Annotated in this window: 26 protein-coding genes and 2 pseudogenes; 18 read left to right on the top strand and 10 right to left on the bottom strand. The window is 65.1% G+C overall.

Annotated elements, in window-relative coordinates; all coding sequences use genetic code 11:
• Window positions 1–16: 16 nt before the first annotated feature.
• The 3 genes and pseudogenes from argH to AC1DN9_RS01490 all read left to right on the top strand — a co-directional run bounded on the left by argH (window position 17) and on the right by AC1DN9_RS01490 (window position 3,249).
• The gene (argH, locus tag AC1DN9_RS01480) at window positions 17–1,540 is read left to right on the top strand and encodes an argininosuccinate lyase (RefSeq protein ID WP_478096583.1); all 1,524 of its coding nucleotides are present in this window, start codon (window positions 17–19) and stop codon (window positions 1,538–1,540) included.
• Between the two features lie 27 nt (window positions 1,541–1,567).
• Window positions 1,568–2,533, top strand: coding sequence for a tripartite tricarboxylate transporter substrate-binding protein (locus AC1DN9_RS01485; protein ID WP_478096585.1), 966 nt, complete (start codon window positions 1,568–1,570; stop codon window positions 2,531–2,533).
• A gap of 73 nt (window positions 2,534–2,606) precedes the next feature.
• A pseudogene (locus tag AC1DN9_RS01490) lies at window positions 2,607–3,249 on the top strand (IS6 family transposase).
• 150 nt (window positions 3,250–3,399) lie between these two features.
• On the opposite strand, the gene AC1DN9_RS01495 reads toward AC1DN9_RS01490, so the two are convergent.
• A complete protein-coding gene (locus AC1DN9_RS01495; protein WP_478096586.1) occupies window positions 3,400–4,641 on the bottom strand; it encodes a D-alanyl-D-alanine carboxypeptidase family protein in 1,242 nt (413 codons plus the stop codon).
• A gap of 275 nt (window positions 4,642–4,916) precedes the next feature.
• Between AC1DN9_RS01495 and AC1DN9_RS01500 the strand changes: the two genes are divergently transcribed.
• Both AC1DN9_RS01500 and AC1DN9_RS01505 read left to right on the top strand, forming a co-directional pair.
• The gene (locus AC1DN9_RS01500) at window positions 4,917–5,216 is read left to right on the top strand and encodes a YlcI/YnfO family protein (protein WP_478096588.1); all 300 of its coding nucleotides are present in this window, start codon (window positions 4,917–4,919) and stop codon (window positions 5,214–5,216) included.
• Window positions 5,213–5,524 carry a type II toxin-antitoxin system RelE/ParE family toxin gene (locus AC1DN9_RS01505; RefSeq protein WP_478096590.1) on the top strand — a complete coding sequence of 104 codons (312 nt, stop codon included), beginning with the start codon at window positions 5,213–5,215 and terminating at the stop codon, window positions 5,522–5,524. Before AC1DN9_RS01500 ends, AC1DN9_RS01505 begins: the two co-directional genes overlap by 4 nt.
• Window positions 5,525–5,757: 233 nt before the next feature.
• Here AC1DN9_RS01505 and AC1DN9_RS01510 read toward each other — a convergent pair whose 3' ends face one another.
• Complete coding sequence (locus AC1DN9_RS01510; protein ID WP_478096592.1) at window positions 5,758–6,330, bottom strand: DedA family protein; 573 nt, start codon at window positions 6,328–6,330, stop codon at window positions 5,758–5,760.
• A gap of 118 nt (window positions 6,331–6,448) precedes the next feature.
• Here AC1DN9_RS01510 and AC1DN9_RS01515 point away from each other — a divergent pair, with 118 nt between their 5' ends.
• From AC1DN9_RS01515 to AC1DN9_RS01565, 11 genes are all read left to right on the top strand, one after another.
• Window positions 6,449–6,955, top strand: a complete 507-nt coding sequence (locus tag AC1DN9_RS01515) for a MarR family winged helix-turn-helix transcriptional regulator (protein ID WP_478096594.1) — start codon at window positions 6,449–6,451, stop codon at window positions 6,953–6,955.
• 4 nt (window positions 6,956–6,959) lie between these two features.
• Window positions 6,960–9,053 (top strand): FUSC family protein, encoded by a 2,094-nt coding sequence (locus tag AC1DN9_RS01520; protein ID WP_478096596.1) that lies wholly within the window; start codon window positions 6,960–6,962, stop codon window positions 9,051–9,053.
• Window positions 9,050–9,256: a DUF1656 domain-containing protein gene (locus AC1DN9_RS01525; protein WP_478096598.1), complete on the top strand. Its 207-nt coding sequence runs from the start codon at window positions 9,050–9,052 to the stop codon at window positions 9,254–9,256. The genes AC1DN9_RS01520 and AC1DN9_RS01525 overlap by 4 nt, the downstream gene beginning before the upstream one ends.
• Window positions 9,257–9,263: 7 nt before the next feature.
• On the top strand, window positions 9,264–10,193 hold the full coding sequence (locus tag AC1DN9_RS01530) for an efflux RND transporter periplasmic adaptor subunit (RefSeq protein ID WP_478096600.1): 930 nt from the start codon (window positions 9,264–9,266) through the stop codon (window positions 10,191–10,193).
• Window positions 10,190–11,656 carry a TolC family protein gene (locus tag AC1DN9_RS01535; protein ID WP_478096602.1) on the top strand — a complete coding sequence of 489 codons (1,467 nt, stop codon included), beginning with the start codon at window positions 10,190–10,192 and terminating at the stop codon, window positions 11,654–11,656. Before AC1DN9_RS01530 ends, AC1DN9_RS01535 begins: the two co-directional genes overlap by 4 nt.
• Window positions 11,656–12,849: a multidrug effflux MFS transporter gene (locus AC1DN9_RS01540; protein WP_478096604.1), complete on the top strand. Its 1,194-nt coding sequence runs from the start codon at window positions 11,656–11,658 to the stop codon at window positions 12,847–12,849. The genes AC1DN9_RS01535 and AC1DN9_RS01540 overlap by 1 nt, the downstream gene beginning before the upstream one ends.
• A gap of 58 nt (window positions 12,850–12,907) precedes the next feature.
• On the top strand, window positions 12,908–13,144 hold the full coding sequence (locus AC1DN9_RS01545) for a hypothetical protein (RefSeq protein ID WP_478096606.1): 237 nt from the start codon (window positions 12,908–12,910) through the stop codon (window positions 13,142–13,144).
• A 150-nt stretch (window positions 13,145–13,294) separates the two neighbouring features.
• Window positions 13,295–13,918 (top strand): hypothetical protein, encoded by a 624-nt coding sequence (locus tag AC1DN9_RS01550; protein WP_478096608.1) that lies wholly within the window; start codon window positions 13,295–13,297, stop codon window positions 13,916–13,918.
• Window positions 13,919–13,952: 34 nt separating this feature from the next.
• Window positions 13,953–14,636, top strand: coding sequence for a murein hydrolase activator EnvC family protein (locus AC1DN9_RS01555; protein ID WP_478096610.1), 684 nt, complete (start codon window positions 13,953–13,955; stop codon window positions 14,634–14,636).
• 368 nt (window positions 14,637–15,004) lie between these two features.
• Entirely contained in the window at window positions 15,005–15,295 is a 291-nt protein-coding gene (locus tag AC1DN9_RS01560) for a hypothetical protein (RefSeq protein WP_478096612.1), read from the top strand.
• 145 nt (window positions 15,296–15,440) lie between these two features.
• A complete protein-coding gene (locus AC1DN9_RS01565; RefSeq protein ID WP_478096614.1) occupies window positions 15,441–15,797 on the top strand; it encodes a hypothetical protein in 357 nt (118 codons plus the stop codon).
• A 26-nt stretch (window positions 15,798–15,823) separates the two neighbouring features.
• Here AC1DN9_RS01565 and AC1DN9_RS01570 read toward each other — a convergent pair whose 3' ends face one another.
• From AC1DN9_RS01570 to AC1DN9_RS01585, 4 genes and pseudogenes are all read right to left on the bottom strand, one after another.
• Window positions 15,824–17,020, bottom strand: coding sequence for a M20 family metallo-hydrolase (locus AC1DN9_RS01570; RefSeq protein WP_478096818.1), 1,197 nt, complete (start codon window positions 17,018–17,020; stop codon window positions 15,824–15,826).
• 24 nt (window positions 17,021–17,044) lie between these two features.
• Window positions 17,045–18,253: pseudogene (locus AC1DN9_RS01575) on the bottom strand (diaminopropionate ammonia-lyase); the annotation flags it as partial.
• Between the two features lies 1 nt (window position 18,254).
• On the bottom strand, window positions 18,255–19,427 hold the full coding sequence (locus AC1DN9_RS01580) for a M20 aminoacylase family protein (RefSeq protein ID WP_478096616.1): 1,173 nt from the start codon (window positions 19,425–19,427) through the stop codon (window positions 18,255–18,257).
• A 76-nt stretch (window positions 19,428–19,503) separates the two neighbouring features.
• A complete protein-coding gene (locus tag AC1DN9_RS01585; RefSeq protein ID WP_478096618.1) occupies window positions 19,504–20,367 on the bottom strand; it encodes an aldo/keto reductase family oxidoreductase in 864 nt (287 codons plus the stop codon).
• Between the two features lie 103 nt (window positions 20,368–20,470).
• Between AC1DN9_RS01585 and AC1DN9_RS01590 the strand changes: the two genes are divergently transcribed.
• Window positions 20,471–21,376 carry a LysR family transcriptional regulator gene (locus AC1DN9_RS01590; protein WP_478096620.1) on the top strand — a complete coding sequence of 302 codons (906 nt, stop codon included), beginning with the start codon at window positions 20,471–20,473 and terminating at the stop codon, window positions 21,374–21,376.
• 18 nt (window positions 21,377–21,394) lie between these two features.
• Window positions 21,395–21,910 carry a CinA family protein gene (locus tag AC1DN9_RS01595; protein ID WP_478096622.1) on the top strand — a complete coding sequence of 172 codons (516 nt, stop codon included), beginning with the start codon at window positions 21,395–21,397 and terminating at the stop codon, window positions 21,908–21,910.
• Window positions 21,911–21,926: 16 nt separating this feature from the next.
• On the opposite strand, the gene AC1DN9_RS01600 is transcribed toward AC1DN9_RS01595, so the two are convergent.
• The 4 genes from AC1DN9_RS01600 to AC1DN9_RS01615 all read right to left on the bottom strand — a co-directional run bounded on the left by AC1DN9_RS01600 (window position 21,927) and on the right by AC1DN9_RS01615 (window position 25,077).
• On the bottom strand, window positions 21,927–22,136 hold the full coding sequence (locus AC1DN9_RS01600) for a hypothetical protein (RefSeq protein ID WP_478096624.1): 210 nt from the start codon (window positions 22,134–22,136) through the stop codon (window positions 21,927–21,929).
• A 79-nt stretch (window positions 22,137–22,215) separates the two neighbouring features.
• Window positions 22,216–23,286, bottom strand: a complete 1,071-nt coding sequence (locus AC1DN9_RS01605) for an ABC transporter ATP-binding protein (RefSeq protein ID WP_478096626.1) — start codon at window positions 23,284–23,286, stop codon at window positions 22,216–22,218.
• A gap of 23 nt (window positions 23,287–23,309) precedes the next feature.
• Window positions 23,310–24,152: a carbohydrate ABC transporter permease gene (locus AC1DN9_RS01610; protein WP_478096628.1), complete on the bottom strand. Its 843-nt coding sequence runs from the start codon at window positions 24,150–24,152 to the stop codon at window positions 23,310–23,312.
• The gene (locus AC1DN9_RS01615; RefSeq protein ID WP_478096630.1) at window positions 24,142–25,077 is read right to left on the bottom strand and encodes a carbohydrate ABC transporter permease; all 936 of its coding nucleotides are present in this window, start codon (window positions 25,075–25,077) and stop codon (window positions 24,142–24,144) included. The genes AC1DN9_RS01610 and AC1DN9_RS01615 overlap by 11 nt, the downstream gene beginning before the upstream one ends.
• Window positions 25,078–25,090 lie beyond the last annotated feature (13 nt).

Genomic DNA, 25,090 nt, shown 5'->3' on the forward strand with positions numbered 1-25,090 from the left:
CAAGGAGAACCAACTGATGGACGAGCAAAGCATTTACGGCAAGGTCGCCAAGGGCGAGCCCTATCGCAAGGCAGGCGCCCGCCTGACCGAGGACGCGGAGGAGGTGCAATACCGCACCAAGCTGGGCGATCCGGCGCAACAGATGCGCGAATTCAAGATCTACCACCGTTTCGACAAGGCCCACTTGGTGATGCTGGCCGAGCAGGGCTTCCTGACGAACGCCGATGCGTCCGCCATGCTTCAGGCGCTGCGCCGGATGGAAGAGATGGGAGTCGAGACCGTGCGCGCGGAAACCACGGCCGGGGAGCATTCCGGCGAGGCCTGGCTGATCACGCAGCTGGGGGAGGAAGTCGGCGGCCGCATTCACGCGGGTCGCAGCTCGGGCGACTTCATGGCCGTCACCAGCCGGATCTTCATCCGCGAATTCATCCTGAAGGTGATGGACGCGTCGATCGCGCTCAGAAAACAGTTGGTGAAGATGGCGGAGGACCACATCGACACTGTGATGCCGGCCTCGACCTGGTCGCAACATGCGCAGCCCACCACCTTCGCGCATTACGTGATGTCGTGGGAACTGGCGCTCGAGAATGACTTCGAGCGCCTCTCCCAGCTGTACGACCGGGTGAATCGAAGTCCCGCCGGTGCAGCGATCATGACCGGCTCGCGCTATCCCATCAACCGCGAACGCACGGCGGAGTTGCTCGGCTTCGACTCCACCATCACCAACACGCGTTATGCCGTGCTGGGCTTCGACGGCTGGCTGGGCGTGCCCGCCGAGGCCTACACGGTGCCGTCGCTGTTGATGATGAATGTCTCGGGCATCGCTTCGGAGCTGTACCTCTGGTCCACCACCGAGTTCTCGTATGTGGAACTGGCCGACCGGTATTGCGGCACGAGCAGCATCATGCCGCAGAAAAAGAATCCGTACACCTTGATGTGGGTGCGCGGCGCGGCGGCCCGTACCTACGGTCACTTGGCCTCGTACCTCTATGAAATGCACGATGTCTGCATGGGCTACGTGCGCCAATTGGGCGGAACGCTGGACGACGTGCTGGAAGCCACCGAGATCATGACGGGCGTGCTCTCCAGCCTGCAGATCAAGAAGGACCGCATGCTGGCCAATGCAACCACCATGAACTGGATCTGCGCCACCGACCTGGCCGACATGATGGTTCTGGAGAAGGGCTTGCCGTTCCGCACTGCGCACCAGATCACTGCGATCCTGGTGCGCATCGGCATCGATAAGGGACTGACCCAGGCTGGGGTGACCAGCGTGCTGGTGGACGAGGCCTCGATCGAGTACATGGGAAAGCCCTTGGGTCTTTCCGAGGCCACGATTCAAAAAGCACTCACGCCGATGGAATGCGTCAAGGCCCGCCAGCTGACCGGCGGCCCAGCGCCTGAACGCGTGCAGGAAGACATCGACCGTGCGCGTGCGCGCGTCGAGCAGGATGTCGCGGCAACGGTGGCCATCCGGAGGCGTCTGGACGAATCCGATCGGCGACTGGAAACTGCGATAGACCGGATTGTTTCCAAGTAAGGCATCGATCGATCAATGGAGACAAGCATGAAAACAATGGCCTTCAACGTCCGACGCGCAGCGCTGATGCTGCTGCTGTCTGCCGGCGCGGCCGGCGCCGCCCACGCCGAGCGCGTGATCAAGCTGGTGGTGCCTTACGGCAGTGGTGCCTCGCTGGACGTGGTTGCGCGTAGCGTCAGCACTGAATTGGGGAAGGCGCTCGGCGCCACTGTCATCGTGGAGAACCGGCCGGGCGCGGGCGGCAGCATCGGCACGACCGCTGTGGCCCGAGCCACCGACAACAACACCCTGCTGATGACAGCCGCGAGCCACAACTTCGCCAGCTATCTCTACAAGAACCCCGGCTACGATCCGATCAAGGATTTCACCGGCGTGAGCTATGTCGGCAACTCGGGCTTCGTTATTGCGGCACCTGGCAATCTCGGCGTCGGATCATTGACGGACTTCGTCAAGCTGATCAAGAGCAAGCCTGGCGAGCTCAACTACGCTTCCGCAGGCAACGGCGGCGCGACGCATCTGGGCATGGCGCATTTCCTGTCGACGACAGGCGCCCAGATGCAGCACATCCCGATGAAGGCCACGGGCGAAGCGGTGAACGAGGTGCTGTCCGGTCGGGCACAGGGCACGATGGCAGCGACGGTGGCCCTGACCGGTTTTGGCAATGATCCTCGGATCAAGCTGCTCGCCTACACCGGTGCCAAACGCTCGCGCTTCCTGCCGGAGTTGCCGACGGTCGCTGAATCCGGATTCTCCGGCTTCAAGTACGACACCTGGTTCGCCATCCTGGCGCCCGCCAGCATGCCGCGCGCCGAAGTGAACCGGATCCACGATTCCATGGAGAAAGTGCTGGCGGAGACCGCCGTCCAGGAGAGGCTTTCGCGCTTGGGCATGGAGCCGGGCAGCATGGGCGTCGGCGAGCTGAACAAGATGCTGAAGAGTGACTACGAGGCGGCCGGGGTCATGGTGAAGGCGACGGGAGCGCACATCGAATAGGGTTTTGATGTCGGCACGCACCCGCAACAGAGACGCAGGCATTGTCACGTTGGCGATGGCATAAGCTTGCTGGATGCAAAAGAAGAAGTCGCTGTATCACGGTCATCGGTTCCTGCGGTGTGATCAGCCAGGCGGTGCGCTGGTACTTTCGATTTCAACTGAGCCTGCGCGACATCGAAGAGCTGCTTGTTCGAGCGCGGTGTTGTCGTCAGCTACGAGACGATCCGGCGCTGGTGCGACAAGTTCGGCGCGAGCTTCGCGCATCGCGTCAAGGGCGCACGCCGCAAGCCGGGTTTGACCTGGCACCTGGACGAGATGTTCGTGACGCTGCGCGGCGAGCCCTACTTGCTGTGGCGCGCCGTCGATCAGCATGGCGCCGAGCTCGATATTCTTCTGCAGGAGCGCCGCGACAAGCTCGCAGCGAAACGCCTTTTCAAGCGCGTGCTCGCCGCCTGCCCGGAGGCTCCCCGCAAGATCGTCACCGATCAACCGCGCAGCTATCCGGCCGCAAAGGCCGAGATCGCGCAGCTTGCCAATGGCTTCCGCCTGCCTGAGCGCACCCAGGCTTTCTCTCAAGCTTCGGGCCCATCCGCCAGCACTTTGCGATCAAGCGCCATCTGCTGCGCGCCTCGCTCTATCGTAAACATCTGGCCGCGCGATTCGAAGCATGGCGCCTGTTCACAGGCAGTGCCCAAAATCCGTCCGCCGCCTTCTGAGCCATCAGTCCTTTGCCAGCTTTGCAACCCGTCATCGCCAACGTGACAATGCCGTTCTGAAGTATGTCTGCCCCGATCCACATTTTCTAGCACCTGATCAACGCGACGTGGCGGCACGCGAGATCACGGCACGTCGTGCGTCGCCGTCGTTCATTTGCCAAACAACTTGGCCACGTGCTGCCACGTGCGCAGCATCAAGCCCGCGCGTTCCACATCGGCCTGCGCGATCAGTGGCGCTTCTCCGACCGGCTTGCCGTTCGAGTTCGCGACCACCTTGCCGATCACCGCACCCTTGGCCACCGGCGCCTCCAGATCAGGCTTGACCTGCACCGAGGTCTGCACTTGCTGACCACGCGGCACCGTCACCGTCCATGGCGACCCCAGAGCCGCGGCCACAGTGTCGGCCTTGCCAAAGTTGACCTTGGCCGTCGTCACTACCGTGTTCGGCTGAATGGGCGTGGCCTTCTCGAAGTTGCCGAAGCCCCACCCGAGTAGCTGGCGCGTCTCGTCGGCACGCGCCTGCGCGCTATTGGTGTTGAGGATCACCGTGATCAGGCGCATTCCGTTGCGCTTGGACGAAGTGACGAGACAGTAGCCCGCCTCCTGGGTGTGGCCCGTCTTCAGTCCGTCAACTGTTGGATCGGTGTAGAGCAGGGCATTGCGATTTCCCTGCTTGATGCCGTTGTACTTGAACTCGCGCTCCGCGTAGATCGGGTAATAGTCGGAACTGTCGCGGATGATCGCTCGCGCCAGGATCGCGAGGTCGCGCGCAGACGCCTTGTGCTCCGGGTCGGGCAGGCCCGTCGCATTCACGAAATGCGTGTGCGTCATCCCGAGGCGCTGGGCTTCGGCATTCATGAGCTTGGCAAAGCCCTCTTCGGAGCCTGCCAGATGCTCGGCGATCGCCTTGGACGCGTCGTTACCCGATTGGATGATGATGCCGCGCAGGATGTCGATCACCGTGGCCTGGCTGTTTAGCGGCAGGTACATGCATGACTCAGTGCTCGAGCCACGGCACCAAGCGTTCTGACTGACCGAGACAAGATCGTCTTTCTTGAGCTTGCCCGAGCGAAGTGCCTGTTCGACAAGGAAGCTGGTCATCATCTTGGTCAGCGACGCTGGCGGCAGCGGTTCGTCGGGGTTGGCAGAGCCGAGTACCTCGCCAGAGTCGAAGTCCATCAACAGCCATGCCTTGGCGGGGAGCGCTGGGGGCCCGCCGGCAACAGCGGTCTGTCCGGCTACTGGCGCCGGGGCAGGCGCATCGGCCGTGGGCTTCTTAGGGGTTGCATGCTTGGCGGCGTGGGAGGCCGCGAAAGACGCCGAGTTGGGAACCAGAGCGCCCGTGGCGATCGCGAAGACGAGCGGGAGGATGGAGAAAATCTTTGGTTGCATGAGTGTTCAGGGGGCAGAACGGAGATTGTGGCGGGAGCAGGCGTCGATTTTCGAACTTGCATAGAGGATTGAAAACCGCAGTGCAAGTTCAGCCAACTATCTGAGCTTTCTGGAAACGGTCCGATCCGCACGGTACCGGGAGGTGCGCTCTTCGGCCTGCGGCCACACTGGCTGGACGACGCCAATCTTGAGATGCGGAAAGGCTTCGCCCAGTGTCGCACAGCGAGCCGCAGGAACTTGAGCCGATCGCATAGCATTTGCTCTACAATCGATGCATGAAAACTGCCCAGCTGCCGCCCGTTCGTGTAGAACCAGCCGTGCGCAAAGAGATCGAAAGCGTGCTACGCCAGGGCGAAACTCTTTCGCAGTTTGTGGAGAATGCGGCTGTGCAAGCCGCTCAGCGGCGCAGATCGCAGCAGGATTTCCTCAAGCGTGGCCGCGAATCCTTGGAGCGGGCAAAGAAGAGTGGTCAGTACTACTCCGCGAAGGATGCGCTCGATGCAATGCAGGCGCGCCTTGATGCGCGGATGGCGCAACTTGCGCGAGGAAAGCGCGGCACAGCCGCTCGTTCGTGACATACACCGTCTCCCTGACGCATGAGGCCCTTGAGGATCTGATGCGTCTCGAGGACTTTCTCATTGAATCGGTGCTGCAACACGGGGACTTCGATCTGCCGCGTCGCGCAGTGGCATCGATCCGCACGGAACTCCGAATCCTCGAGACGAATCCGTTCACCTGCCGCATCGCCGACGATGACCGGCTCGAGCGAGAATTGGTCATTCCTTTCGGGGCGTCGGGATATGTAGCGTTGTTTCGAATCGTCAGCGAGAAGGAGGTCGTGGTCGCAGCGATCCGGCACCAGCGTGAGGACGACTACCACTAGCTATCAGTGCCAGCGTCTCGGCAATCCAGAGAAGCGACATCAATGGAATGGCGGGCCCGCGTTGGTTGAAGGGTCGTGTTGAGCCGTCTGCTTCGCGCGTCGTCATCGTCATGGTCATGGGGCGTTGTCACGTTGAGGGTCCGTGGTCGCAACATCGGCAGGGGACGTTGCGACCACKGACCCTCAACGTGACAACGCCGACGATTCGGATTCTTAAGTGACGAGTATTGAGGCTAGCGGTGAGGAGGCAACTTCCTGCGGGTCCGCCAGCGATGCGCCAGGGCCACCAGCGCAGCCAGCGTGACGATGACCACCAGGGCGATCACCTCGTAACGCTCCACATCCGCGAGAAGCCATTTCAACGTGTGGCCGAACAGGTAGCCCGCCCCGGTCACGGCGACTGCCCAGATCGCCGCGCCGATCAGGTTGAAAAACAGGAAGCGCCGGGCCGAAACATCGCTCATCCCGATCACCACCGGGCCGACGATCCGCACCCCATACATGAAGCGCACGCCGACGATCAGCCACGCATGGTGCCGCATCAACAACCGGTTGATTCGCTCTGCGTTGGACGCCATGCGTGGCACGCGCCTCAACAGCGCTTCGCCGTAGCGCCAACCGAGGAAGAAGAAGATCTGGTCGCCCAGGGTTCCGCCGAAGAAGGCCACGGCGATGACCCACGGCAGCGACAGGTGACCCTGGTGCGCGGCGAAGCCCGCCAGGATCAGGATGGTCTCACCCTCAAGCAGGCTGCCCGCCAACACGGCGACATACCCGTAGTTAGCGAGCAGGTGGTGCAGGGACATCGATTTTGGCAACCATTCGTTTCCACATCATCCCGCCAAACGCACCATCCTAAGCCGGTGCTAGGGTTTTCCCTTTATTTTCTATAATGGTTAGCAAGCTATCTAATTGAGCGAAGAAATGACCACCACCACCACGCCCACCGCAGGCAAGGAGCGCGAATCAGCGCTCATGGCGCTGACCATCCTGTTGTCTGTCCTGCAGCGGGCGTACCGCGCGACCGCCGACAAGGCGGTCGCGCACGTTGGGGTCTCGCAGGCGATGGCGTGGCCGCTCGTGATGGTCGGCCGTCAGGGAAGCGGCGTGCGGCAGGGCGCCATTGCCGATCTGCTGGGCATCGAAGGACCTTCGCTGGTCCGTTCGGTGGACCAGCTTGTGGCGGCCGGTCTGCTCCAGCGCCGCGAAGATCCGAGCGACCGGCGGGCCAAGACGCTGCACCTGACACCCACTGGCGCGGCCGCGCAGGCGCAGATCGAGGAAAGCTTGCATCGATTGCGCGCCGACCTGTTCGAAGGCGTTCCGGACGACGACGTGGCCGCTTGTCTGCGCGTCTTCGCGACGCTGGAAGAGCGCCTTGGCTGCGTGCTTCCCGGGGCGCCGGGCAACGCGGGCGGGACGGCGGAGTAGCGCGATGAACCTGCCCTCGCTTCCGCGCTTTTCGCGCGCGGAAGTCATCTTCTCCCTCAAGAGCCTTGCCGCGGCCATGCTTGCCATGTACTGCGCAAGCCGTGTCGGACTGCCGCGGCCGTTCTGGTCGCTGATGACGGCCTACATCGTCGCGAATCCGCTCGCCGGTGCCGTGAGGTCGAAGGCGATCTACCGCTTCCTGGGAACGCTCGTCGGCAGCTCGGTCACATTGGTGATGGTTCCGGCCCTGTCGAACGCGCCGGAGCTGCTCACGCTCGCGCTGGCCCTCTGGGTGGGGTTCTGCCTGTATGTTTCGCTGCTCGATCGCACGCCGCGTTCGTACGTGTTCATGCTCGCGGGGTACACGGCGGCGTTGATCGGGTTTCCCTCCGTCGAGACGCCGCAGACATTGTTCGACGTCGCCACGGTCCGCGTGGAAGAGATATGGATCGGCATCCTCTGCGCGACCCTGGTTCACAGCGTGATTCTTCCGAGCGGATTGGCGCCGAGCGTGCTGGGCCTTCTCGACCGCACGCTGCGCGACGCCAGGCAGTGGATGGCCGACCTGCTGGCGCCGCACCGCAAGCTCATCGCACCGGATTCGCGCGCGATCGCCGACGATCGCCGCCGGCTGGCGGGCGACATCACGCAGTTGCGGCTGCTGTCCACGCACGTTCCTTTCGACACCACGCACCTGCGCTGGACAGCGGGCGCCATCAGGGGCATGCAGGACCGTGTCGTGGCGCTCACGCCCACGCTGTCCGCTGTCGAACAACTGCTGCAGGCGCTGGAAGAGGCGGAGGGCGCTCTGCCATCCGAGGTGACCGCATTGCTGGCGCGCGTTGGCGCATGGCTCGAACACCCGCGCGAGGCGCAAGACGCGGGTGACGCCATCGAGATGAAAGCCTTGCGAGACGACATCCAGCGCCTGACCAACCCGCCGCCCGAGATGGCTGTCGGCTGGAATGGCGCGCTGCGAATCGCACTGGCAGCGCGTCTTGAAGAACTCGTCGATGGCTGGCACGCGTGCGACCAATTGCGGCGCGACATCGACCACGGATTGACGGGCGCCGCGATCCCGTCGCGGGGGACATCCGCGCTGGACAGCCGGGCACTGCATCGCGATCACGGCATGGCCCTGCTGTCGGCGCTGGCCGCAGTCATATCGATCTGCCTGTGCAGCGCGATCTGGATTCTCACGGGCTGGCCCTCGGGCTCCGCGGCGACCATGATGGCCGCGGTCTTCTGCAGCTTCTTCGCGACGATGGACGATCCGGTGCCGGCGATCCATACCTTCCTGAAATGGACCCTCTGGTCCGTGCCGCTGTCCGCCGTCTACGTGCTGGTGTTGCTGCCGCTGGCGCAGGACTTCGGCATGCTCGTCCTGATCTGCGCGCCGACCTTCTTCGTGCTGGGTCTCTACCTCGGACGTCCGAGCCACTTCATGGCCGCGATGGCGATGCTGTTGACCGGTGTGGCCGGAACGATGGCGCTGCACGACACGGGTTCTGCCGACATCGTGACCTTCATCAACAGCACCCTGGCGCAGGTGGTCGGCATCGTCGTGGCTGCACGCGTGACGCGGCTGGTGCGGTCCGTGGGTGCCGACTGGAGCGCGCGCCGCATCCAGCGAGCGACATGGCGCGAACTAGGCGCGATGGCGGCCGCGCCGCGGGCACCCGATCGGGCACAGGCCGAGGTATCGCGCATGCTCGACCGCATCGGCCTGCTGGCACCGCGACTGTCCGAAGCAGGCGGCGCCATCGAAGGCGTGCCTGCCAACGACGCGCTGCGCGATCTGCGCGTCGGCGTCGACATCGCATCGCTGCAGCGGACGCGCGCTGCGCTTCCGCTGCCGGCCGTATCCGAACTGCTGGCGGACATCGCGCGCTTCTTTGCATCACGTGGCATCGGGCGCAAGGCCGAGGCGTTGCCGAGCCTTCTGCCGAAGATCGACCTGGCGCTGGAGCGAGCGCTGCGCTTTCCGGCACCGATCGACGAATGGCGTTCGGCGGTGACGGCCCTGGTGGGGCTTCGCCGCAATCTCTTTCCCAAGGCGCCGCCGGCGCTCAGTCTTCCCGAAGGAGCCGCCCCATGATCGGCGAGGCAACTTTCTACGGTCTCTACTTTCCATGGTTGATGCTGCTGGCCCTGCTTGCGTTGCCCGCGCTGTGGGTCGTGCGACGCGCATTGGCCGCCACGGGCTTCTATCGCCGGGTCTGGCACCCCGCCTTGTTCGACATGGCGCTCTATGTGTTGCTGCTCTACGGCATTCACCGCGCTACCTCCCTGCTTCAATGAGTCAAAGATGAAGAACCATTCCACAGGCATCGCATGGGCGATGCAGTTGTCCCGAATCCTGGTTACCGTGTTGGTCGTGGCGGCTGCTGTATGGGCCGCGTTCCGGCTCTGGGACCACTACGAAATGGCGCCATGGACCCGCGATGGCCGCGTGCGCGCCAACGTCGTCCAGATCGCCCCCGACGTCTCGGGCCTGGTCACGGCGGTGCCCATCCACGACAACCAGCCGATCGCCAAGGGTGCGCTGTTGTTCGAGGTCGATCGGGCGCGCTTCGAACTCGCACTCCGTCAGGCCCAAGCCGTACTGGCCGCACAGCGCGTCACGCTCGGCCAAGCGCGACGCGAGGACGCGCGGAACACGGGACTCGAGACGCTGGTCTCGCAGGAAGTACGCGAGCAGACGCGCGCACGTCTCGACCAGGCACAGGCCGCAGTGGCGCAGGCCACGGTGGCGGTCGATGCGGCGGCGCTGAACCTCGAGCGTGCGCAGGTGCGGGCGCCAGCCGGGGGGCTCGTCACCAACCTCGATCTGAGGCAAGGCAGCTACGCAACGGCGGGACGGCCGGCATTGGCGTTGGTGGACGGTGACTCGTTCTACGTCGAAGGCTATTTCGAAGAGACCAAGTTGCCTCGCATCCATACAGGCGACCGCGTGCGCGTGACACAGATGGGCGGCGGCGCCGTCCTGGGCGGCACGGTCGAAAGCGTGGCCGCCGGCATCGCGGAACGCGACCGCAGCACCGGCACCAACCTGCTTCCGAGCGTGAACCCGACCTTCAACTGGGTGCGGCTGGCGCAACGGATTCCCGTGCGCGTTCGTCTCGACGCGTTGCCCGAAGGCGCTCGTTTGATCGCGGGCCAGACGGTGACGGTGCAGGTGGTCGAGAAGACCACTGGAAGCACGCACGCGGCCAACGGTGAGGCGCACGAAGGATGAACCCGAATCGTCATCTTGCGTTGCGGCTGATTTCGTTGCTCGCTGCGATGGGCCTCGCGGCCTGCGGTACCGCGCCGGTCGGCCCCGACTACCGACAGCCCGATGAAGCGCTTGCGAGCCAGCCCTCGGCCGCGCGGCCCTTTGCCGGCGTCGAAGCGGCTGGGCACGCCACCGCCAAGGCTTCAAGCCATCCCTTCTCGTCCGAACCATTGCCGTCTGACTGGTGGCGGCTCTACGAGGACCCCGTGCTCGATCGACTCGTCGCGCAGGCGCTGGCCCACAACACGGACTTGCGGCAGGCAGCCGCGAACCTCGAACGAGCACGCGCCAACGAGGCGGAGGTCGCTGGCGCGAAAAAGCCAGGCGTCGCATTCGAAGGCGCGCCGGTGTTCGGACACGAGTCGGGCCTGTCGTATTTGCAGCCGGGCTACGTACCGCCGAACGAGTTTCTCTACAACGCCGGCTTTGCGCTGTCCTATCAACTCGATCTGTTCGGCCAGATTCGACGGTCCATCGAAGCGGCCGAGGCCGGCACTGGCGTCGCGGAGGCCGGTCGCGACCTCGTGAGAGTGAACGTGGCCGCCGGTACAGCGCGTGCCTATGCGCAGTCCTGCGCGCTGGGCCTGCGCCTGCAGGTCGCGCAGAAGTCGGTTCAGTTGCAGGCGGAGGCAGTCGATGTTTCTGAACGATTGCACAGTGCAGGGCGAGTCGCCGCCATCGACGAAGCGCGTGCGCGCGCCCAACTGGAACAACTGAAGTCCGCGCTGCCGCCGCTACAGGCAGAGCATGACAGCGCGCTTTTTCGACTCGCGACGCTCACGGGATCGATGCCGCGCGACTTCCCGGCCGACGTCGCCGCCTGCACCGAGCCACCGCGCGTGGCAGGCACCATTCCAGTTGGCGACGGCGCCGCGCTCTTGCGTCGACGGCCAGACATCCGACAAGCGGAGCGCAGTCTGGCGCAAGCCACCGCGAACATCGGCGTGGCCACCGCAGACCTCTATCCGAAGGTCACGCTCGGCCTGGCTGCTGCATCCGCCGGGCCGACCAGCGGCTTTGGCCATGGCGACACGATCAACTGGAGCCTGGGTCCGCTGATCTCATGGTCGCTGCCCGTCAACGGCATAGCGCAAGCCCGTATCGCGAAGGCCGATGCCGACACGCGCGCAGCACTCGCGAAGTTCGACGGCACCGTGCTCACGGCGCTGCGCGAAACCGAAACGGCGCTCAGCGCGTATGCCCGCGAACTCGACCGCAGCGCCGCGCTGGAAGCCGCGCGCGAACAGAGCGCCATCGTCGCGACACAGGCGCGGCAGCTCTATCGCAATGGCAAGACCGGCTATCTCGAGGCGCTGGATGCCGAGCGTGTGCTCGCAACCAGCGAGTCGGCGCTTGCCGCATCCGATGCGCAACTGGCCGACAAACAGGTCGCGCTGTTCCTTGCATTGGGCGGGGGCTGGTGATGTCGAGTCCCAATGCATCACGCCCGGTTCACGCGCCGCTCTGGCTCCTCGCGCTGGCGACCTTCAGCGGCACGCTGGGCATGCATATCTTCGTGCCCGCGTTGCCGAGCGCCGCCGCAGACCTGGGCACGGGCATCGCGGCGATGCAGAGCACGGTCAGCCTCTACATCCTCGGCCTTGCCACCGGGCAACTGTTCTACGGGCCGCTGGCTGACTGGCTGGGGCGTCGGCCGGTATTGATGGGTGGCCTTGCGCTCTACACGGTGGCCGGTCTTGTCGCGGCCTTGGCGCCGCAGGTTCACGTCCTGATTGCGGCGCGCCTCTTCCAGGCACTCGGCGGCTGTGCCGGACTCGTGCTGGGCCGGACGATCGTTCGCGACACGGCGGCGCCGTCCGAGGCCGCGCGGCGGCTCGCATTGATGAACCTGATGATCACCGCGGGCCCGAGCCTTGCACCGATCGCGGGTGGTGCATTGGCGACGACATGGGGTTGGCGTTCCGTCTTCCTTGCGCTCACCGGTTTGGGCGTCGTGTGCCTGTTCTTCGCATGGCGCATGCTGCCGGAAACGGGTACGCCGTCTTCAGGCAGTGGCGTCTCGGTGCTTGCGCGCAACTATCGCCGCCTGCTGGGTTCGCGGGCCTTCCTCGGCTTTTCGGTGGGAGGAGGCTGCGCCACGACGTCCATGTATGCGTTCATCGCCTCTGCGCCGTTCATCTTCGTGAATCAGCTGCATCGCTCAGTGCACGAATCAGGCATCTACATCGCCTTCCTGGTGTCCGGCATGTGGCTCGGCAGTGCGTTGACGAGTCGTCTCATCGCAAAGGTCAGTCTCGATCGTCTTCTGATCCGCGCCAATGCCGTGAGCGTGCTGGCCGCGTTTGCGTTCCTTGCGGCGGTCTTGTCGGACCACCTGTCGGTGCCGCTGATCATCGGGACCATGTTTCTCTTCACCGTCGGCGTGGGCAGTGCTTCGCCCGCGGCTCTGACGCAGGCGATCAGTGTCGACCCGCAGGTCATCGGTTCGGCGTCGGGGCTGTATGGCTTCACGCAGATGGCGGTCGGCGCGTTCTGCACCATGCTGGCCGGCATCGGGTCCAACCCCGCGCTGTCGTCGGCACTGGTGCTCGCGGCCTCGGGCGTGGTGGCGCAGCTTTCTTTCGCGATGGCGCTGCGCAACAGAAGGAAGGCCTGACGTGCCGACCTCGTGTAGATTCTCGCCATTGCAGCCTGCTTTTCGCGACCATCGTTCCATGTCCGCCATCCCCTCCAATGAAGAACTCGCCAGCCTCGACGAGGAGGCGCTGGTAGCCTATGCAATGGAGTGGCGCGCTCGCGCCTCGCGTGGAGACAAATCGGCCTACGGCGTCGCGCACGCGTTGGAAGTCGAATTGCGCCGGCGCGTCAGGACGAGCTTGATGCAACAGCTCGCCGAAGAGCCACCGGCCCCGCGTCGCCCTTGGTGGAAGCGCTGGGTGGCCGGGAGCTGATCCAGTCTTTCCCTCACGACGCGCGCGTCTATCCTGTGAAACAGCGGTTCGCAGGTAACATGCGTTCCGCAAAGCGTCACCGCTGGAACGACTTGCGAACGAACCACTTCCGATGACCGACTCTCTCTTCACGGCGCGCCGCCACCTTCGTTGCCCGAGGACGCGGTGGTGATATTCACCGGGGACGATCTCTTCGCGATCAAAGTCTTCGCGGCCGCTTCGCCGGTCGCGGGACTGGCGGCCTACGCACATGTCAGGGCCCGACGTCGGCGCGCGCGCGCCGCCATCGCGGAAAGCGTGCGCCACTTTGCCCGAACCGCAATCATCGAAATACAAGCCTCGGCCGCCGTGGATTCCGGCTCCGTCAGCATCGAGCTCACGCCGCACCTGCTCGCCTGTCTCGCCGCGGCCAACAGCGCGCATCTTCCAGGCTATTCGACACCCGACTCGGTGATGATGGCGCCGGCCGTCGAGGCCATCTGGAAGACTCGGCGGCTGATGGAGACCGTCGAGTTCCAGGCGCCCAGCAAACTGATCGTGTCGCGAGAATTCGTGACGGTGCGGTCGTCGTCGAAGGGGATCGAAAGCATCCGCGTGCCATTGCGAGAGTTGCTGGACGCGCACCGCACGACGGCGAAAGGGCTGCCGCTCTACTGCGGGGCGGAAGACGAGATCCAGTCCACCCGTCGGCACGTGCTGCGGGTTGGCCCCGCCCGGCCGGGCAAGGACTTCTACTGGGTCCGGGCCGCTGGCCGCATCGAACGGGGGGGTTAGGAGTCAGGTGGCAGGAGTCTTCACACGTACAAGCTTGGTTTCGGGTATCCGTTTCGGGATCGGCGCGATTCTTTGCGCACTCGTCGTCGCATGCGGCACATCGCCCAAGGAGAGTTCGCGTCCACGCGCTGCGTCTTCGACGACGGCTGCGCGCGCTGACTCTGCATCTTCTTCATCCAGCGCCGCTTCACCCAAGTTCGCGGCGTCGAAGCCACCGGCGCAGCGCCAGGCGAAACGTCAAGCAAAGGGCAAGGGCAAGACGCGCTCAGCGGCTGCCGGCAAGTCAGGCTCGTCCATTGCACCCAAGGTAGCGGCTTCGCCGGCGCCCGGCACCGCGGCAGGGACGTTCCTGTGGCCCGCCTCAGGCCAGGTCAGTGGGCGATACAACGGTGGCACCAACAAGGGCATCGACATTCGCGGGAATCCTGGCGACCCCGTCGTGGCGGCGGCAAAGGGACGTGTGGTCTTTGTGGGCTCGTCGCTGAGGGGCTACGGCAATCTGGTCATGGTGAAGCATGACAACGACCTGATGACGGCCTATGCGCACAACCGCAAGATTCTTGTGCGGGAGAACCAGCAAGTGCAGGCCGGCCAGCAGATCGCCGAAATGGGAAACACGGATTCGAACGTCACCAGGCTGCACTTCGAGCTTCGGCGCGGGGGACATGCGGTCGATCCGATGCCGTATCTGAAGGCAGCTGCCCCATCGGCACCCTGAAGAAAGCGCGCGGCGCATGCCAGGAGGAGCGCTGAACACCTAAGTTCGAACTGCGTGGAATTTTGCGCAGTTCACCAGTTGCGATGCGTTGTAGGCCATTTGGCTTCAGTCGCCTCGGTCACACAATCGCGCCAATCCTTATTTGGCCCAACTGTGTCATGGAAGCATCCCACTCTCTCGGTACGTTCCATCGAATCCTCCATGGCCTGTGGGCTGTGCTCACGAAGCCCGTGCCGATGCGGCCGGCCCCGCGAGCCGCGGTACGACGCAGAGTTTCGACGGCGCCGACACGAACCCACAGGGTCGAGCCGCCCGTTGTTTCGCCTGTGGTGCCCGCTGCACCGGTTGTACCTGCCGCGCCTGTTGCCGTGACCAGGCAACCCGTCGAGGCGCCGAGGCAAGAGGTGCAAGAGGTCGCACCCACGAAGCCGATGCGCACGCTCGAAGAAGTCCGGGCCGACCTGGCCCGCCTGCGCGAGAAGTCGAGGAAGCGTCAGGTGCAGGCGCCCGTGTCGCGCGACATCGGCTTCGCGCCCACCGACTTCATGGACTTCGCGCAACCGGTGCTCAAGTCCCGCAAGCGGGAAGCACCCGAGTCGAATTTTGCGCCTACCGATTTCTTGAACTTCACCACCTTGAAGGTCCGCGCCGCCCACTAGGAAGCGCGCGCATGGGCGCGTCGCAATGACGTGATCGTGGGCAGGACACCACGCAGCGCAGGCCGGATTGGTGGACACGGACAGCGAGAGTTGGCAATATGCCCATGCCCACGCGGTGGGTTTGTCCAACTTCAAGAAAGTCCAAATGAGAAAGATTCTCCTGCCTGCAAGCTTTGCCCTGATCCAGCTGGTCGCGACGTCGGCCTTTGCGCAGTCCAGCGGTGAAGTAGATCCTGCACAAGGCAAGGCACCGCCGGTGGCGAAGCAGACGCCTGACTCACGAGCTGCCGGTCGCGCCGAGCGCAAGACGACGGGCCAGGAAGCCGCACGTGGCCCGCAGATCGGAGAAGGACAGAGCGAGCCGACGGCGGCGCCGAAGGTGTCGAGGGCCGACCGAAAGGCTGCAAATGCCAAGCGCCGTGCCGCCGCACGCGAAGCCAACAAGGCAGGCGAACTTGCCCGCGGCGGTAACGCCGACGCGCCGGAAAAGCAGAAGCCCTGACGCACCGCGCCAAGGCGCTCACATCGTCACTCGTTCGCCAGCGCGCGCAGGACGTCCAGCAGGACGTTCGCGCCGTTGCGGAGTTCGGACGCCCGCGTGAACTCGCGCGGGTTGTGGCTGATCCCGCCTTGGCTGGGCACGAAGATCATTGCTGCCGGGCAGATGCGCGCCATCATCTGCGCGTCGTGTCCGGCACCCGAGGTCATCCGTCGCTGCGACAGGCAGCGTGATGCGGTGGCCTCCTCGACGCGGCGCACAAGCCGCTGATCGAACACCACGGGGTCGAAGCGAGCCAGCGTTCTGGATTTGATATCGACACCTTGCTCGCGCGCCAGTCGCGCAATGAATTCCCCGAGTTCCCGCTCCGCGCGTTGCAGCGTCGGCTCGTCCGTGTTGCGCATGTCGACGGTCAGCGTCGCGCGCGATGCGATGACGTTGATCAGGTTTGGATGCAGCTCGATCGCCCCGACCGTGCTCACCTGGCCGCCGCCGTAGCGCTCCGCCAACTCGCGCACGAAGACCGCGATCGCCGCCGCGCAGTACCCGGCATCGCGGCGCATGCGCATCGGTGTCGTGCCTGCATGGTTCGATTGGCCGATGATCGTGATCTCCTGCCATGAGATGCCCTGCAGATCCTGCACGGCGCCAATCGCGAAACCCTCGGCTTCGAGCACGGGACCTTGCTCGATGTGCAACTCCACGAAGGCGTGCGGCCTCAGCGTGCCGCAAGGCATGTCGCCGGCGTAGCCGATGCGTCGCAGCTCGTCGCCGAGTCGCGCGCCGTCCGTACCCTTCGTGTCCAGGGCCTGCTGCAAGGGATAGCCGCCCGCATGGACCAGCGAGCCCATCATGTCTGGCATGAAGCGAACGCCTTCCTCGTTGGTGAAAGCCGCGACGACCAGCGGGCGCCTGGTCGTCACGCCGTGACGATCGAGCCATCGCATGACTTCGAGGCCCGCCATCACGCCGTAGATGCCGTCGTATCGGCCGCCGGTGGCAACGGTGTCGATGTGCGAACCGGTCATCACCGGCGCTGCGTCGTCGATGCCGGCCCGGATCCCGAAGATGTTCCCGATCTCGTCGATGCGCACGTCGAGGCCGAGATCCTTCATCCAGCGCACGAGTTGATCGCGCCCGGCCTTGTCCGCATCAGTCAGTGCGACGCGGCTGACCCCGCCGCCGTCGATCGCGCCGATGCGGGCGTGCGCTTCGATGCGCGCCATGAGGTCAGCTTCGGCAATGCCTTCGCGTGAAAGCCAGTCGGCTTGCGCGGCAAGCACTGCGTCGGCGGATTGCCCAGCGGCCGATGCATACACGGCCGGCGCGGTCGCGCCTTCGGTATTCACCAGCAGCACGCGGGACGACGCGTCGAGCCCGATGCGACGCGCCATATCCGGATCGGCCATCGCCGCCATCAGGCCGGCCAGCCCTGCCGCGCCGGATTCGCCAGCGAGAACGGGCACGTCCCCGGCGACGCCTTCGGCGAGCGCGCGCATCGCCTGCACCGCCTGGTCGTCGGTCACGGTCATGAAGAAATCCACCGTCGGCTGCAGGAAGCGCCAGGCCAGCGGCGATGTCTCCCCACAGGCCAGCCCGGCCATCAATGAGTCCACCGAGCCGGTGGCGCGATCGGCGCGGCCGCTGCGCGCGCTCTGCAGCAGACAGTCGGCCTGCTCGGGCTCGACGACAACGAACACGGGCCGCTCGGCGCCATAGCGCTCCCACAACGGGGCAACCATGCCGGCTGCCAATCCGCCGACCCCGCCTTGCAGGAATACATGCGTGAACGGGCTGGCGGGGCCGGCCGGCGCATCGTCGAGCAGTTCGTCGGCGATCACCCCATAACCCTGCATCACGTCGCGAGGGATGTCTTCATAGCCTTCGTACGAAGTGTCGGACACGACGGTCCACCCGTTGCGCGCCGCGAGTCGCGCGGCTTCCTGCACCGATTCGTCGTAGTTGCCTGCGATGCGCACGATCTCCGCACCCAGGGCCGCGATCGGTGCTTCCCGTTCGGGGCTGACATGCGCATGCAGCACGATCACGCACCGGCATCCGACGCTCTGTGCCGCGGCAGCGAGTGCGCGTCCGTGGTTGCCGTCGGTCGCGCTGATGACGACGAGATCGCGCAAGGCATCGGCATGCCGACCGGCCAGCAGATCGTCGGGCTTGAGATCCGGCCGTCGTCGCAGGATCAATCGCAACAGGGCGACGGGCGCGCCCAGCACCTTGAAGCTGCCGAGCGGCGATCGCTTCGATTCGTCCTTGATCTCGATCTGCGCCAGCGACATGCGCTGCGAGAGGCGCGGCAAGCTCCAAAGCGGCGTCGCGCCCGGATGAAGTTGATGCCACGGCGACAACCAACGCCGGCATTCGCGAGCGCGGTCGGCGTTCATGATCTCTTTCAGCGCGTCGTCGTAGGGCTGGCGGCGGGCTTGCGGGTTGGCGAACAGCATGTCAGTTGTCACTTTGGGGAAGCTTGATGCGAGCGATCTCGGCGAAGTAGCGGGCGCCGATAGGCAGCAGTGCGTCGTTGAAGTCGTAGCGTGCGTTGTGCAGCGGGATGGCGCCGGCGCTGTCGCCGTCGCCATTGCCGATGAAGACGAAGGCGCCCGGCACCGCGCGAAGGAAGGCGCCGAAGTCTTCGGAAATCATCATCGGCGGCACCTGTGCATCGACCTTGTCGGCGCCGACGACGGCCGTGGCCGCCGCGATCGCCACAGGCACGCATTGGGGCCAGTTGATGGTCGGCGCGAACTCGTGCGTGTACTCGACCTCGCAAGACGCGCCGTGCGCGCCGCAAATGCCATCGCAGATCTCGCGCATGCGCCGCTCCAGCAGGGCCTGGACTTCGAGTGAATAGCTGCGCGTGTCGCCCTTGATCATCACGTGCGTCGGGATCGCATTGCGAATGCCGTCGGTGATGAACTCGGTGCAGGAGATGACGGCCGGCTGACCGGGCTCCAATGAACGCGAGACGACCGTCTGCAATGCGAGGACGATCTCGGCGCCGATCACCAACGGATCGATCGCCATCTGCGGTCTCGCTGCATGGCCGCCGCGGCCCTTGATGCGGATCACGAAGTTGTCTTCGCTCGCCATCAGGCCGCCGACGCGCGTCGCGATGTGGCCGGTGGGCATGCCCGGGATGTTGTGCGCGCCGTAGATCTCGTCGACGGGGAAGCGCTCGAACAGGCCGTCGGCCATCATCGCTGCCGCGCCTCGGCCGTGCTCTTCGGCGGGCTGGAAGATGAAACGGACAGTTCCCGAGAAATCCCGCCGTTGCGCAAGCAGTTGCGCAGCACCCAGCAACATGGCCATGTGGCCGTCATGTCCGCAGGCATGCATGCAGCCCGCATGGAGCGAGGCGTGCGCCCGGCCTTCGGCGGCTTCCGCTATGGCGAGCGCATCCATGTCGGCGCGCAGGCCAATCACCCCTCCGCCATCACCCACGCTGAGATTGCCGACGACGCCGGTCCCCCCGATGCCGCGATGCACTTCGAGCCCCAGCAACCCCAGCACCCGCGCGATGTAGTCCGCCGTGCGCTTCTCGTCGAAGCCCATCTCGGGATGGCGGTGCAGGTGGTGGCGCCAGCTTTGCAGTTGTTTTTCGAAATCGGAGTCGGACATCGGACTTCTCTCGACAAGGTGGGAGTCGAAGGATAGTTCGACGCGACGGATTCGCGTGATTTCGTGGGGGATTGCGCTATGCAAGGCGGTCCAAGGCGTCCAGATCTTCGGCGGCCAGGGTGAGCGTTGCAGCCGCGAGGTTCTCCTTGAGATGCGCGATCGATGACGTGCCCGGAATGAGCAGCACGTTCGGCGAGCGGCGCAGGAGCCACGCGAGGGCGACCTGCATCGGCGTCGCGCCGAGTCGTGCGGCCACATCGCTCAGGGCGCTCGACTGCAGTGGTGTGAAGCCACCCAGCGGGAAGTAGGGCACATAGGCCATGTCGCTGGCGGCGAGCTGGTCGATCAAGGCGTCATCGTCGCGGTGTGCGAGGTTGTAGTGGTTCTGCACGCAGACGATCCGGGTGATCGTGCGGCCCTGCCCTATCTGGGCGGGCGTGACGTTGCTCAGGCCGATGTGCCGGATCAGTCCGCGGTGCTGCAGTTCGGCCAGCGCACTCAGGGGCGCCTCGATCGATCCCTCGGCCGGGCCGTGGACATCGAACATGGCGCGCAGGTTCACGACCTCGAGCACGTCCAGACCGAGGTTGCGCAGGTTGTCGTGCACGGCGCGTTCCAGGTCCGCGGCGGAGAAGGCCGGGTTCCACGATCCGTCGTTGCCGCGGCAAGCGCCGACCTTCGTGACGATGACCAGGTCGTCGCGATAGGGATGCAGCGCCTCGCGAATCAGCTGGTTGGTGATGTGCGGCCCATAGAAGTCGCTGGTGTCGAGATGGTTGACGCCCTGGGCGATGGCCTCCCGCAGTACTGCGAGCGCGGCTTTCTCGTCCTTGGGTGGGCCGAAGACACCGGGGCCGGCGAGTTGCATGGCACCGTAGCCCAGACGGTTGACGGTGCGGGAGCCAAGGCGGTAGGTGCCTGCGAGATGAATGTCGGTCATGGAACAGTCCTTCGATGGATGGGATGCCACGAATCTAGAACTGCAAGCACTGCGCGACAATCCAGTGCAATCTGCACAGGCCGTGCGGAAATCAGGACAGTCGATGGATGATCTGGCAGACCTCACCGCCTTTCTGGCGGTTGCCCGTGAGGGCGGATTCCGCGGCGCAGCGCGTGTGGCTGGCACCAGTGCATCGCGCATGAGTGACGCTGTCCGTCGGCTCGAGACCCGGTTGGGTGTCCGCCTGCTTCATCGCACCACGCGCAGCGTCGCGCCGACGGACGCCGGAGCGCGCCTTCTGGAGCGGCTGGCGCCAGCGCTCGGTGAAGTGCGCTCGGCGCTGGACGTGATGAACGGCTTCCGCGACCGACCGGCCGGTCGCCTGCGGCTCAATGTGCCGGTGAGCGCCGCGCGACTCGTCCTTCCACGGATCGTGCCGCCCTTCCTCGCAAAATACCCCGACATATGCCTCGAGGTGGTCGCGGAAGATCGTTTCGTCGATGTGCTGGCCGAAGGCTGCGATGCGGGCATTCGCTATGAGGAGCGGCTCGAGCAGGACATGGTTGCCGTTCCCATCGGCCCTCGTGTGCAGCGCTTCGCGACCGCCGCGTCGCCGGCCTACCTCGATCGCTGTGGCCGCCCTGTGCACCCGCGCGAGCTGCTGGAACACGCCTGCCTGCGCGGGCGCTTCGCGAGCGGGGCGATGAACGCGTGGGAGTTCGAACGCGGCGGCGAGTTGATCAAGGTTGATCCCAAGGGACCGTTGATCGTCGGCATTGGTGCGACCACCGACCTCGCGGTAGACGCCGCCGTGGCTGGCAGCGGGATCGTCTACCTGTTCGAGGACTGGCTGCGTCCCTACATCGAACGCGGCGAACTGGAGCCCGTGCTCGAACCTTGGTGGCCGAGCTTCTCCGGACCCTTTCTCTACTTCTCCGGCCGCCGGCACCTGCCAGCGCCGCTGCGCGCCTTCGTCGACTTCGCCAAGGCGATGCAGCCCTGGAACTGAGCCGTGCTCCCTCAAAAAATGGTCACCTCTGAAAACTCCAACCTTCCGTCGCTCGCGGACCTCGCGCAACGTGTCGCCGCCATATTGATAGAGCGCAAGGAAACGATTGCGGTCGTGGAATCGTCGGCCGGCGGGCTTGTTTCGGCCGCACTGCTTGCCATACCGGGCGCGTCACGCTTCTTCCTTGGTGGCGCGGTCGTCTACTCAAGGCGTGCGGGCAAGGCGCTGCTCGGTCTCACGACGGCCGACGTCGCGGGCATTCGCGCAGAAACCGAGCCCTACGCTGTCATGGTCGCAGGCAAGATGCGTGACAGTCATCGCGCGTCATGGGGCATCAGTGAAAGCGGCGCGGCTGGCCCCTCGGGCAGTCCCTATGGCGATGCGCCGGGACACGTGTGCGTCGCCGTCGTTGGCGCGACCACGCAGAGCAGGACCATCGAGACCGGCAGCGGTGATCGTGCGGCGAACATGGACTTGTTCGCGCGCCACCTTCTTGTGCTGTTCGAAGAGGCATTGCTGGCTGGGAACGGCTGAAGCGGCGCGCTCCTCATCACCAAAAGCGCCAGAACGGCCGCCGACGGGCTGGCGTCGACTCGAGCGAAGCGCTCATTGTCGATGGAGTTCCGAAGCGCCGCCGCACTTCGGCCTCATGCTGGTGGGCCGCGCCTCTTGCATTGCGGTGACCGCGCAACGCAAGCAGCCGAAGCTGGTGTGCGCGATCCAGCAGTTCCTCGTCGGACAGTTCACCGGGTTCAGTCATGCCTCGATTTTGCACATGGTCCCGGTCGGAGGCCAGTGCAGACTGGCGCGAAGTTGTTTTGCCGTCGAAGACGATGGGGTCACCCGCCGGTTTCCATTCGCATGCCGCTTGCCGCGTCGAACAGATGCACCGCGCCCGTCTTCGGACGCAGGTGCATGACATCTCCCGGCGCCATGGCCAGGCGATCGTGGAACAGGGCGATCACCTGCGTATCGCCCAGGCGCAGGCTGAGTTGAGTCTCGGAACCCAGTGGCTCGACCAGCAGCACTTGCGCTGGCGTACCTTCGCCCGCGGCACAGATCTCGAAGTGCTCGGGCCGGATGCCGCAGACGGCCTCGCGTCCCTCATGCAGGAGCGTGGCAGCCGATGAGAGAGGCAACAAAGCACCTGCGGCTGCAAAGCCCTTCGACATGCAGCGACCGGGGATGAAGTTCATCGCCGGCGAGCCGATGAAGCCCGCCACGAACTGATTGGCCGGACGGTCGAAGAGTTCGAGCGGCGAGCCGACCTGCTCGACCCGGCCCGCATTGAGCACCACGATGCGGTCCGCCATCGTCATCGCTTCGACCTGGTCATGCGTGACATAGACCGTGGTCGTCTTGAGGCGCTGGTGGAGGCCCTTGATCTCGCCGCGCATGACGATGCGAAGCTTCGCATCCAGGTTGGACAGGGGCTCGTCGAACAGGAACACCTGCGGATCGCGCACGATGGCGCGCCCCATGGCGACACGCTGGCGCTGGCCGCCGGAGAGCTGGCGCGGATAGCGCTCGAGCAACTGCGCCAGCCCCAGGATGTCGGCCGCCCAGCGCACGCGCTCGGCGATCTCCGATTTCGGCCGCCCGCGGTGCTCCAGCGAGAAACCCATGTTGGCCGCCACTGTCATGTGCGGATAGAGCGCGTAGTTCTGGAACACCATCGCGATGTCGCGGTCCTTCGGATCGAGGTCGGTCACGTCGCGCCCGCCGATCCGGATGCGGCCGTGCGTGACGGCCTCCAGCCCGGCGATCGTGCGCAGCAAGGTCGATTTTCCGCAGCCCGAGGGGCCCACCAACGCCACGAACTCGCCGTCGTGGATGTGCAGGTCCAGCCCGTGGATGACCTGCACGGCGCCGAAGCGTTTCTGGATTCCGGAGAGAAGGACTTCTGCCATGAACGAGATGGGGATGTGGAAGCTCAGCCTTTGAGCCCCGTGTGGGCCAGTCCTTCGACGAACTGCTTCTGCGCCAGCACGAAGACGATCAGCACAGGCAGCGCGGTGAGCGTGGCCGCGGCAAGCTGGATGTTCCACATCGGCCCGCCGTAGGCATCGGTGTACTGCGTGAGCGCCTGCGGCAGCGTGAACTTGGATGGCGTCGACAGGAAAACGATCGGTTCCAGGTACAGGTTCCAGCTGTGGAGGAAGGTGAAGATCGCCACCGACGCCAGGGCCGGCCGCGCCAGTGGCAATGCGATGGTGCGGAAGATCTTGAAGCGCCCGAGGCCATCCACGCGCGCGGCTTCTTCCAGTTCCTGTGGCAGCGCGATGAAGAACTGGCGCATCACGAAGGTCGCGAAGACGCTGGGCGCGCCGAAGACCGGAATCAGCACCAGCGGCCAGTGCGTATTGACCCAGCCGAGCTTCAGGAACATCCGGAACAGCGGCACGATGGTCACTTCGGAAGGGATCAGCAAGCCGGTCAGCACGACGACGAACAAGGCATTGGCGCCGGGGAAGCGAATGCGTGCAAAGGCATAGCCGGCCATTGACGAGATGGCGAGCGTGGCCGCCGTCACCACCGCCGCGATCCATGCCGAGTTCCAGTACTGCTGCGCGAAGGGCTGGACCGTGAACACCTGCTTGTAGGTGCTCCAGTCCGGGTGCGTCGGAAAGAGCTGCGGCGGAAACACGAAGATGTCGCTGATCGGCTTGAGCGAAGACGTCAGCATCCACCAGGTCGGGAACACGAAGGGGATCAGCAGCACGCACAGCAGCCCGTACAGCACGACCTTCATGCGCGCGGAGATCTCACTGTTCATGGAAGACGAACTTCTTGCGCATCTGCCACTGGGCCAGTGTCAGCAACGCAACGATCGCGAACAGCACGATCGCCAGCGTCGAGCCATAGCCGAAGCGATGGAACTGAAAGGTCTGTTGGTAGAGGTAATACACCAGCACCGTCGTCGACACGCCCGGCCCGCCTTGCGTCAGCACCGCGATCTGTGCGAACACTTGCAACGAGCCGACGATCGTGATGATGGACGTCAGCAGGATCGTCGGGCTGATGAGCGGCAGCGTGATGCGGCGGAACTGCTTGAAGCGCGGCGCCCCGTCGATGCGTGCAGCCTCGTAGAGTTCGCGCGGCACGCCCTGCAGCGCTGCCAGGAAGAGCACCATGTTGAGCCCCACGTTCTTGAACACCTGCACCACGATCACCGAGAGCATGGCGGTGGCGGGCGCGCGCAGCCAGTTCGGCCCTTCGACGCCCATCAACTTGAGCACGCCGTTGATGCCGCCGTTGTGCTGCAGCAGGAAGCCCCACACGATGGTCCAGGCGACCAGCGAGACCACCACTGGCGAGAAGAACAGCGTGCGAAACACAGTGATGCCCGCAAGCTTCTGGTTCAGCAGCACGGCAAGCAGCAGGGCCAGGCTCATGTTCAGGACCACCAGCCCGGCCGAGAACAGCGCCGAGGCCAGCAGCACGCCGGGCAGGGTGGGGTCGCTCAGCAACAGTTCGTAGTTGCGCGCGCCGGTGTAGTTGAAGGTGTTGGCCAGCACGTTCCACTCGTGCAGCGAATACCAGAACACCAGCACCAGCGGCACGAGCACGAACACCAGCGTGCCCGCCAGTTGCGGCGCGGCGAACAGCAAGCCCGCTACGCTGTCGCGCCGCGCGATCGTCCAGAACGGCCGTGGCGTGGCGAGCGGCAACTCTGGCGCGGGATCTGGTGAACGAGCCATGGCGCTTGCAGCG

It is taken from the genome of Variovorax sp. 05L425 (assembly GCF_056397705.1).